The organism is Flagellimonas amphidinii (genome assembly GCF_013090115.1).
GTDB lineage: Bacteria > Bacteroidota > Bacteroidia > Flavobacteriales > Flavobacteriaceae > Flagellimonas > Flagellimonas amphidinii.
In genome coordinates this window covers 359,954-370,408 of the sequence record NZ_JABFNN010000027.1, presented here as the reverse complement: position 1 = coordinate 370,408, position 10,455 = coordinate 359,954, and the positions used below count along the sequence as shown (strand labels likewise).

Below are 10,455 nucleotides of genomic sequence, written 5' to 3'. Positions count from 1 at the left end.
GACTGGACTGAAGGTTGGAACGGTACATTGACCAATGCTTATGTTGTTCACACTGCTGGTTTCTCAACTGTTGTTGAGGCTGATGGTGAAAACAAAAACCCAAGCATTGTCAATCTTACTGCCGTGTCCACAGTAGTAGATCCTAACCCAGGTACTGAAGGTGACTTGGTTGCGCTTCAGTTCAAAAAGGAATCTGGTGCAACCATCACTGGTCTTTCCCTATCAGGATATGACACTTCCGTATTGATGAGCGATAATGGTCCGTTGACCAACGTTTCCATCAACGGTGGTACTGCTGATCCTGCTGAAGCTTACGAAGAAGCAGAGACTGTAGATGTTTCCATCTTTGATTGGGCAACTAACTAAGAGAAGGTTAATTTCCAAATAATAAAAGCCCCGCAATGCGGGGCTTTTCTTTTATTCGTCAATTGAAAACGTCTTTTCGTTAAACTGCACACCAACACTTCCTAATTTTTATATCTTTGTGGCACAACCTTTGTTATCAATAGTTTATGAAGCAATTTTACTTCGTCCTTTTCTTTTTTGCCTGTTCCCTTGGTTTTTCTCAAGAAAGCCATGCTGGAGCTGATATCGACGGGTTTAAATTGTACCCAAATCCTGTTCCACACGGAAAGGTTTATATTGAAACTGCTCAAAATGCCCCAAAAAAAATATTGATTTTTGATGTTTTGGGCACCCAAGTTCTTCAAACTACTATTTTGGGAAAAGAGCTAAATCTTTCAAATCTGGGCAAGGGTGTTTATATCCTTCGAGTCTTTGAAAACAATAGGGTTGCCACCAGAAAGCTCATCATTAAGTAGGTGTATTTCATCGACTTACCCCCTCTCCAAACATCAATATTTCCACTTTTACCTACATAATTGTTCATTTCACAACAATAAATAGTGCTTTGTATCTGATTTACATACTTTTATATTGCTTGAAATCCCAAATCAGCATATATGAAGAAATTCTACTTAGTACTCATTCTTATGGCATTACCCCTACTTTCCTTTGGTCAGGAACTGGTAACAGTAAACACTGCTGCAGAGCAGGAGCTACAAGGATTTAAAATGTATCCCAATCCGGTATATGGGGAAGAGGTCTACATTACCACCGAAACCAACGGTAGCAAGCAAATAAAAATTTATGATGTTTTTGGTGAAGTTGTCCTTACAGATAGGATTACCACCAATACACTCAACATTTCAAGGTTGGTTCCAGGTGTTTATGTACTTCAAGTCACAGAACAGAAAAAAACAATGACCCGAAAGCTGGTCGTGAAATAGAAATAATATTTTTGAAAAGATACTGTCCAATAAGTATAGTATTTCGTCTACCTGAACTTGTTTCAGGTTCTCATGGCGTTTGAAAATTGAAATATTGAGATTCTGAAATAAATTCAGAATGACATTTCTATACCTTTTTGGACTACCTCTTATATCTTTGGGTACTTTTAGGCCCAAATGGATATCACCAAGATTCAACACATTTTCTCCATTTCAAATTCTTCAGAATTTGAGCAGTTGACTTTGGAAGCTTTCGAGTTTCAATACAGCAACAACATTATATATAAAACTTTTTGTGATTATTTGGGCAGGTCTATTTCCAAAGTTTCCCAAATAAAGGATATTCCATTTCTCCCCATCGAATTCTTTAAAACACACCAGGTCACAACGAGCCAAAAAAATCCAGAAGTCATTTTTGAAAGTAGTGGAACTACGGCCAATACTACCAGTAAACATTATGTCCCCAATCTCAATCTGTATGAACAAAGTTTTTTAAAAGGGTTTGATTCGTTTTACGGACCTGTGGAAGAGTTCTGCATTCTAGCGCTTCTACCCTCTTATTTGGAACGAACGGGGTCTTCACTGGTTTATATGGTGAACGAACTTGTAGCGCGCTCAAACCATCCAGACAGTGGTTTTTATCTGTATGATTTAGAAGCACTTCATCAAAAACTAAAAAAACTGGAAAAAAAAGGTATCAAGACCTTATTGATCGGAGTTTCTTTCGCCTTGCTGGATTTAGCCGAACAATTCCCGATTTCATTAAAACATACCACAATTATGGAGACAGGTGGAATGAAAGGAAGAAAAAAAGAAATGATCAGGGCAGAATTGCACGCTGTTTTAAAGGAAGCCTTTGGTGTTGCCCAAATACATTCTGAGTACGGTATGACCGAATTACTTTCTCAAGCTTATTCTTTGGGCAACGGCTTGTTTAAAACTCCTCCATGGATGAAAATTTTGATTCGGGACACCGAAGACCCTTTAACATTCCAATCGCAAGGGAAAACTGGTGGAATCAATGTAATAGACTTGGCAAATATATATTCCTGCTGTTTTATTGCCACTCAAGATTTAGGAAAAAACTACACTGATGGAATCTTTGAAGTTTTAGGTCGATTTGACCACTCCGATGTCAGGGGTTGTAATCTAATGGCGCTTTGAGTTACTCCACCATTTAGCAACCATTCACACATCTTTCTGTGTCATTTACAAACAATACAATCTTAAAATACTGATTATTTGTAATTTAAGTGACAACAAAACTAAAAACTAATGGACAGAAACTCATTTTTAAAACGTGGTATTCTCTCTGCCGCAGCACTCACTGCATTACCTGCTGTGGCCAAAACCAATTCAAAAAAAAACAATACAACAACACCCCTGAACCCTAAAGTAGTACGCAGTGATGAGGGCAAAAAAGTGAATGTGATCGGTGATCAACAAACTTTTAAATTGACCAGTGCGGATACCAATGGCCAATTTACACTTATCGAAGAAGTAAATCCGCCTGGAATTATGATTCCCCCTCATGTGCACACCAAAGAGGATGAAATCTTTAAAGTTCTGGAAGGGGAACTTGAGGTTACTGTGGGTGACAAAACCACCATTTTAAAAGCAGGTGACTTGGCCTTTGCCCCAAGAAATGTTCCTCATTCATGGAAAGTGGTCGGCGATAAGGAATGTAAAACCATTTTGAGTATTTTCCCAGCTGGTCTTGAAGTCATGTTTGAAGAATTAGGGGAATTACCTCCGGGTCCACCGGATTTTGCCAAGGTATCAGCAATATGTGCCAAATTTGGAATTAGCTTTTTGGCCTAAATAAAAACTCCCTTAAAAAGTGAGTTTTTTTATTCAGCTACGAGCACAAAATAATTTTTCTTTCCGCGTTGCAACAAAACAAATTTGTTATTGATCAAATCCTCCTCGGTGATTTGATAATCCTCCTTCACCTTTTCCTTATTGACGGATATGGAATTCTGTTTGAGCTCTCTCCTTGCTTCTCCATTAGATGCCAAAAATCCAGTCTTGGCAGCTAGAGCTCCAATCATATCCAAACCATCAGAGATATCATCCTTAGAAATTTGAGCTTGCGGCACACCTTCAAAAACATCTAAAAATGTCTTTTCATCCAACTGCTTTAAATCTTCAGATGTTGATTTCCCAAATAAAATAGCACTTGCCTTTACAGCATTCTCCAAATCCTCCTTGGAATGTACTGCAATGGTAATTTCTTCTGCCAATCGCTTCTGAAGCGCTCTCATATGAGGAGCTTCTTTGTGCTCTGCCACTAAAGATTCAATGTCACCTTTGCTCAAAAAAGTAAATATCTTGATGTACTTCTCTGCATCCTCATCTGAAGTGTTCAACCAATACTGATAAAATTTATAGGGCGAAGTCCGTTCAGCGTCCAACCAAACATTTCCTCCTTCGGTCTTTCCAAATTTGGTCCCATCTGCCTTGGTGATAAGCGGACAGGTCAAGGCGAAACCTTTACCTCCACCTATTCTTCTGATCAACTCTGTACCCGTGGTAATATTCCCCCATTGATCACTACCTCCCATTTGCAAAGTGCAATCATGATGTTGAAATAGATAAAGAAAGTCGTAACCCTGCACCAACTGATAAGTAAATTCCGTAAATGACATCCCTTCTTTGGCATCCGAAGAAAGGCGCTTTTTCACGGAATCCTTGGCCATCATATAATTTACGGTGATGTGCTTCCCTACATCTCGTATGAAATCCAAGAATGAGAAATTCTTCATCCAATCATAATTATTGACCAGCACAGCGGCATTGGCTTCAGCACTTTCAAAATCCAAAAAACGGCCCAATTGCGATTTAATGGCTTCTTGATTGTGCCGAAGGGTAGCTTCATCCAAAAGATTTCGTTCTTGCGATTTTCCTGAAGGATCTCCAATCATACCAGTAGCCCCACCGACCAAGGCAAAAGGTTTGTGCCCTGCCAATTGAAAATGACGCAACATCATAACACTCACCAAATGTCCAATATGCAAGGAATCAGCTGTAGGGTCAATTCCCACATAAGCGGCTCTCATCTCTTCCAGTAGATGTTCTTCAGCTCCCGGCATAATATCGTGAATCATACCTCTCCATTGCAATTCTTGAACAAAATTCTTCTCCATGGTTGACTTTTAGAATAGTTGCAAATATAAAATGAAGTTCTTACATGACTGGATAAAATCCATCACAAATAGGTACTTTTACACAATGGTTCTAGTCACCGGCGGTACAGGTTTAATAGGTTCACATTTACTGTTTCAACTCCTAAAAAATGGTGAAAAGGTCAGGGCTTTATATCGCAACGAAAAGTCCAAACATAATGTTGAAAAAGTTTTCGGATACTATTCTGATAAGCCTTCTAAAGTTCTGGAACAGATAGAATGGGTACAAGCTGATATTACGGATATTGATGCACTGAGTTACGCTTTTGTAGGTATTGAGTATGTTTACCATGCTGCCGCATTAATATCTTTTGACCCCCACGATTATAACTCTCTAAAGAAAATAAACATAGAAGGCACGGCCAATGTGGTCAACTTATGTTTAAAATATGGGGTGAAAAAATTATGTTATGTCAGCTCAATTGCTGCTGTAGGCCCCAGCATTAAAGGTAATTTGGTAACTGAAGAAAATGAATGGAATGAAACTGGCGTTTCCGTTTACGGTTTAACCAAACATGATGCAGAACTGGAAGTCTGGAGAGGTTCACAAGAAGGGCTACCAGTGGTTATTGTAAATCCAGGTGTAGTGATTGGGCCAGGGTTTTGGAAAACAGGCAGTGGATCTTTCTTTACCTATGCCGCAAAGGGCAAAAAGTCCTTTCTTCCGGGAGGAACTGGTTTTGTATCCATAAACGATGTGGTCACTGCCATGATTTCTTTGCAGAATTCTAAAATAAATAGAGAACGCTTCATTTTAGTAAGTGAAAATTTGTCCTACGGACAACTCTTTCAAAAAATAGCTCTAGAAATAGGCAAAGAACCTCCTTCCAAACAAATTCCTTTTTGGCTTTTAGAGTTTTTATGGCGATTGGATTGGCTACGTAGTTCGATGAGGGGCAAAAGACGGAGACTTCCAAAAGCTGTGGCCAAAGGTTTGTACCACCAAGAATACTATTCAAGTGAAAAATTAAAACAAAGCTTGGATTTCAACTTTGTGAATCTTGATGAAGCCCTAAAATTCTGTGCTTCTAGATACCGAGAGGAAAGATTATAAAACTATATCCCCTATTTTTTTGTTTTTTGTAAAGAATCCTTGCGTTTTATAGCCGATTTGCGTACGCTGTCATTTCTCATTTGGGTTGCTTCCTCCAAAATCTTTCGGCGGTCTTCAAGCTTGCCCTCCACCGCTTCATAAATAAATTGATATTCCAGTGGAATAGAAGCATAGTACAAATCGCTTTGCGCAAATTGCGCACTATCTATTTGATGCTTTTCATAAATAAAATCCATGATTTTAATATCCTTGCGATCCAGCGTAGCCTTAAAAGAAGATTTAGCCGCATCCAGCACAGCCAAATCATGAAGGATTTCCGCCATCTTATCTTTGGGAATCAGATTTTCAGGCTTTTCAACAACTTTTTTAGCACATGCCAAAAACAACAAAACCAGAGAAAACACAAAAATCCTTTTCATTTTTTTATCTATTGAAGGTAAGTCTTTTGGCATTTTTCATTTCGGAAAAAGCACCTTGGTCAAAAGCCAAATGACCGTTGACAAATGTGCGAACCACCTTAGAACCAAAAGTAACACCTTCAAACGGAGACCACCCACATTTATAGAAAACATTAGATCTTTTTACCTCATTACTCACATTTCGTTGCACTTGGACCAAATCCGCGTAATATCCTTCCTTGACGAAACCTCTTCGGTCAATATCAAAAAGCTTAGCAGGATTATGGCACATTTTCTCAACCATTTTCCCCAGGCTTATTTTACCCTCGCTTTCCTTTTGTAGCATGGCGAGCAAAGCATGTTGCACTAGTGGACCTCCAGAAGGGGCCTTGGTATAGGGATTGTTCTTTTCTTCAAGTGTATGGGGCGCGTGATCGGTAGCAACAATATCTATTCGGTCATCCAAAAGGGCACTCCAAAGTTGATCCCGATCATTTTTGGTCTTTACAGCTGGATTCCATTTGATTAACGTTCCTTTTTCGGCATAATCCTCATCAGAAAACCAGAGATGGTGAATGCACACCTCTGCGGTTATTTTTTTTTCCTCCAATGGAATAACATTTGTAAACAAATCTGTTTCCTTTCCTGTTGAAACATGAAAAACATGCAATCTAGCTCCTGTTTTTTTAGCCAATGCGATAGCTTTTGATGAAGAAAGATAACAGGCTTCCTCACTTCTTATGATGGGATGCAGCTCTATTGGAATATCATCGCCATACATTTCTTTGTATTTGGCCATATTGGCCCTTATGGTAGTCTCATCTTCACAATGTGCAGAAATCACCATTTCTGTGCTGGAAAATATCTTTTCCAAAACAACCTCATCATCCACCAACATATTCCCTGTAGACGATCCCAAGAACAACTTGACTCCAGAACAAGCATTTTTGTCCAACCGTTTCAACTCTTCCAGATTGTCATTTGTTCCTCCAAAAAGAAACGAATAATTGGCAAAAGAGTCTTTGGAAGCAACAGCGAACTTTGCCTCCAGTTTTTCAATAGTGGTTGTCTGAGGATTTGTATTGGGCTGTTCCATAAAAGTGGTTATCCCACCTGCAATCGCCGCCCTACTTTCTGTGGCAATAGTTCCTTTGTGGGTGAGTCCGGGTTGTCTAAAGTGGACTTGATCATCTATAATTCCTGGAAGCAACAAATCGCCTTCCAAATCGATTACCGTAGCAGCACTGTCCAAAATATTGGAATCTATGCGTTCAATATAGTCGCCACTCAACAATACATCAGTTTCAAAAATGTTTTGTTCATCAACAACTTTAGCGTTCTTTAGTAGGGTCTTCGGCATTCTAAAAATTCTTTTTAAAAAATACACTTCTAAATTTCATGGCAATTACACCAAAAATGGCTTCTCGGATAATCGCAGAATTCATTTTTGATTTTCCATTTATCCTATCCGTAAAAATGATGGAAACTTCCTCTATTTTATATTTTTTGAGATAGGCCCGGTATTTCATTTCTATTTGAAAAGCATAACCTATAAAACGTACAGCGTTCAAATTGATATTTTCCAACACCTCTCTCTTGTAGCACACAAAACCTGCAGTGGGATCGTGAACCTTCATTCCTGTTATCAACTTTACATAAAAAGAAGCACCATAGGACAATAAAATCCTAAAAAGAGGCCAGTTTACCACATTTACCCCTTTTTTATAACGAGATCCAACGGCCACATCGGCGCCATTAAGGCAAGCTCTATGCAACCGGATCAAATCCGCAGGGCGATGCGAAAAATCGGCATCCATTTCAAAAATGTAATCATACCCACGCTCCAACGCCCATTTAAACCCGTGGATGTAGGCCGTGCCCAAACCTGATTTCTCTTTGCGTACTTCCAAAAAAAGTTTTTCTGGGAATTGTTCCTGCAATGACCTTACAGCTTTTGCCGTGCCATCGGGAGAATTATCATCCACCACCAGTACATGAAAATCTTTCTTTAAATCGAAAACCGTTTTAATAATGGCTTCAATGTTTTCAATTTCATTAAAGGTGGGTATAATGACCAAGCCGTCTGCCATTCGCAAAGAATTAGAGCGCAAAAATACGGTTTTCTGGTTTCTTCCCGCAACTCGTTGAGCGGATTAACCTTCTGGCTGTTGCTCAATATTTGTAACTTTGGCACTTTGTAAATTCAATTTAATGACCCAAAGATTTCCCAAGCTTTTCCTTTTTTTACTGGTCGTTCTTTTTGTGCTCAATCTCATCCAAAGCTATTTTACGGAACTGATCTATGATGAGGCCTATTACTGGTACTATGCCCAAAACTTGGCCTGGGGATATTTTGATCATCCTCCTATGGTGGCTTTTTTAATTAAATTGAGCAGCTTCTTTTTTGATGGTGAGTTAGGAGTGCGTTTTATGAGTTGCATACTTTCTGCAGGAACTTATCTTTTATTATGGGAATTAGTGGACAATCCAAAGAAAAAGGACTATGTAATCCATTTTTTTCTGCTTGTATTTTCATTCACTTTGATGAATGCCTATGGTTTTTTAACCTTGCCAGATACCCCTCTTTTATTTTTTACAGCCCTGTTTTTGCTCTTGTACAAATATTATTTGAAAAGTCCCAACATCTGGGTTTCTATAGGCCTCGGACTGGTAATGGCCGCTTTAATGTATAGCAAGTACCATGCTGTTTTGGTTATATTATTTGTATTTATTTCCAATATAAAACTTGCTAAGGACTGGAAGGCCTGGTTAGCGGTAATCATTGGAATACTTTGCTATACCCCTCATTTGAATTGGTTGTATCAAAATGATTTTGTTTCCATTCAATTTCACTTGTTCGAACGACCAAATCAAGCCTACTCCTTTGAAGGATTTACTTTGGGCTATTTTCTCAATTTGATTGTTATTATTGGATTGCTATTTTACTGGATTTATGCTTCCCTTTTTAAATTCAAAGCCACGGATAAATTTTCCAAAGCTTTGGTTTATTTGAGCTATGGGGTTCTTATTTTCTTTTTTGTTTCCAGTTTTACAAGAAGAGTTCAGGCGCAATGGGCCATTGTAATTTCAATTCCATTGGTTGTAATGACATATAATCGCCTAATTGAAAATAGCAGTAGTAGAAAATGGATATACAGAATTGGTATTATAAGTTTAGTTCTGCTCTTATACGCTAGAGCATGGCTTATATATAAACCACTGTTTCCTGTGCTCTATGAGACACATGGCAACAAAGTATGGGTTAACGACCTACACTCCAAAGCAGGTGATATTCCCGTAGTTTTTGAGAATTCTTACCGGACACCTCCTATGTATTTGTTCTATTCCGGTATTCAAACATTTTCACTTAACAATTGTTGGTACCGCAAAAACCAGTACACAATTGATGATTCGGAAGAGAAGGTAAGGGGCAAAAAGGTGGTTTATGTAACCAAATACCGTAAAACAGGTGATATAAATTATTTTGATCAGGATAGCACAATATTTTGGGGAGTTTTCATGGACAACTTTCAATCTTATAGAAAATTACAATGCTATGTAGAAAAATCAGAAAATGAAGGAACTGAGCGTTTACTTAAAATATACAATCCTTACGAATTTGATATCCCTCTTAATAAATTGAAGTATACTGTTGCCTATTCCAATCGCTATAAACAGGTAAAAGATTTGCTCCCCTTGAAAGTAAAACCTCTATCACCCCATAAAGTCTTGCTCAAATCAAAAGATACGGTTTTTTATAATTTTCAATTGCCTCTTCCAAAAATGGAAAATCCCTTTTATTATAGAATAGGAATTTCTGAAAATGGATTGCGTCCTGGACTAAACAGTAAACCTATTAAGATAACAGAATGAATCCCATAGCTAAATTTGTTCCCCCCTTGGACTGGATTACCATTTCTCTCTTCTTGAGCTTGGTCTTTCTGGCTATTGGGAAATATCTTTTTCAGAATAGGTTCATTAATTTTATCATCCTACCGTTCAATGATAAATATATCCTGCTTCACAACAAAAAAGGACAACTCTTTAATTGGTTTCATATTCTTTTGACCCTTTTCCAACTGGTTAATTTTGCTTTGTTCCTTTTTTTGCTTCAAAAAAATCTTTTTCAAGTGCCTTATGGCAATGGAGCATCTGTGTTTTTCTGGATTTTAGGTTTCTTGATTCTGTTACTTTTGGTAAAAATGGGACTTCAATATGTAAAAGGATATGTTTTTAACACGCAACATTTGGTTTCCGAGTTTATATTCTCAAAAACCACCTATCTTAACTTCAGTGGACTAGTTATGTTCGTTGGGAACATTTTTTTGATTTACATCCTAAAAGACTCAAAAGAAGTAATTTATGCAACGATAATTCTGATTCTTCTCATTAATGGCATTGGAATTACAAAGCTGTTGAAGAACTATCAAAAAGCCCTGTTTCCCCATCTATTGTATTTTATTTTGTACCTTTGCACTCTCGAAATTGCACCCTTGGTGCTAATTGGAAGCTATCTAAAAGACTGAAAG

At 38.0% G+C, this 10,455-nt stretch carries 11 protein-coding genes and 1 pseudogene; 8 read left to right on the top strand and 4 right to left on the bottom strand.

Annotation, left to right across the window (positions count from 1 at the left end; genetic code table 11):
- From HJC33_RS06340 to HJC33_RS06320, 5 genes and pseudogenes are all read left to right on the top strand, one after another.
- Positions 1-366 (top strand): annotated as a pseudogene (locus HJC33_RS06340) (hypothetical protein); the annotation flags it as partial.
- Between the two features lie 146 nt (positions 367-512).
- Entirely contained in the window at positions 513-821 is a 309-nt protein-coding gene (locus HJC33_RS06335) for a T9SS type A sorting domain-containing protein (protein WP_171657957.1), read from the top strand.
- 141 nt (positions 822-962) lie between these two features.
- Entirely contained in the window at positions 963-1,289 is a 327-nt protein-coding gene (locus HJC33_RS06330; RefSeq protein WP_171657956.1) for a T9SS type A sorting domain-containing protein, read from the top strand.
- A 177-nt stretch (positions 1,290-1,466) separates the two neighbouring features.
- Positions 1,467-2,453 (top strand): LuxE/PaaK family acyltransferase, encoded by a 987-nt coding sequence (locus HJC33_RS06325; RefSeq protein WP_171657955.1) that lies wholly within the window; start codon positions 1,467-1,469, stop codon positions 2,451-2,453.
- 111 nt (positions 2,454-2,564) lie between these two features.
- Positions 2,565-3,110: a quercetin 2,3-dioxygenase gene (locus HJC33_RS06320; RefSeq protein ID WP_171657954.1), complete on the top strand. Its 546-nt coding sequence runs from the start codon at positions 2,565-2,567 to the stop codon at positions 3,108-3,110.
- A 29-nt stretch (positions 3,111-3,139) separates the two neighbouring features.
- On the opposite strand, the gene tyrS is transcribed toward HJC33_RS06320, so the two are convergent.
- Positions 3,140-4,435, bottom strand: coding sequence for a tyrosine--tRNA ligase (gene tyrS / locus HJC33_RS06315; protein WP_171657953.1), 1,296 nt, complete (start codon positions 4,433-4,435; stop codon positions 3,140-3,142).
- Between the two features lie 85 nt (positions 4,436-4,520).
- Between tyrS and HJC33_RS06310 the strand changes: the two genes are divergently transcribed.
- A complete protein-coding gene (locus HJC33_RS06310) occupies positions 4,521-5,528 on the top strand; it encodes an NAD-dependent epimerase/dehydratase family protein (protein WP_171657952.1) in 1,008 nt (335 codons plus the stop codon).
- Between the two features lie 11 nt (positions 5,529-5,539).
- Here the strand turns inward: HJC33_RS06310 and HJC33_RS06305 are convergent, their stop codons facing one another.
- The 3 genes from HJC33_RS06305 to HJC33_RS06295 are packed head-to-tail and all read right to left on the bottom strand — an operon-like array spanning position 5,540 to position 8,016.
- Entirely contained in the window at positions 5,540-5,947 is a 408-nt protein-coding gene (locus tag HJC33_RS06305; RefSeq protein ID WP_171657951.1) for a DUF4296 domain-containing protein, read from the bottom strand.
- A gap of 4 nt (positions 5,948-5,951) precedes the next feature.
- Positions 5,952-7,286, bottom strand: coding sequence for a dihydroorotase (locus HJC33_RS06300; RefSeq protein WP_171657950.1), 1,335 nt, complete (start codon positions 7,284-7,286; stop codon positions 5,952-5,954).
- 1 nt (position 7,287) lies between these two features.
- The gene (locus tag HJC33_RS06295) at positions 7,288-8,016 is read right to left on the bottom strand and encodes a polyprenol monophosphomannose synthase (RefSeq protein WP_171657949.1); all 729 of its coding nucleotides are present in this window, start codon (positions 8,014-8,016) and stop codon (positions 7,288-7,290) included.
- Positions 8,017-8,137: 121 nt separating this feature from the next.
- On the opposite strand from HJC33_RS06295, the gene HJC33_RS06290 reads away from it, so the two are divergent.
- Together HJC33_RS06290 and HJC33_RS06285 are read left to right on the top strand one after the other, a co-directional pair.
- Positions 8,138-9,799: an ArnT family glycosyltransferase gene (locus HJC33_RS06290; RefSeq protein WP_171657948.1), complete on the top strand. Its 1,662-nt coding sequence runs from the start codon at positions 8,138-8,140 to the stop codon at positions 9,797-9,799.
- Positions 9,796-10,452 (top strand): DUF4271 domain-containing protein, encoded by a 657-nt coding sequence (locus tag HJC33_RS06285; RefSeq protein WP_171657947.1) that lies wholly within the window; start codon positions 9,796-9,798, stop codon positions 10,450-10,452. The genes HJC33_RS06290 and HJC33_RS06285 overlap by 4 nt, the downstream gene beginning before the upstream one ends.
- Positions 10,453-10,455 lie beyond the last annotated feature (3 nt).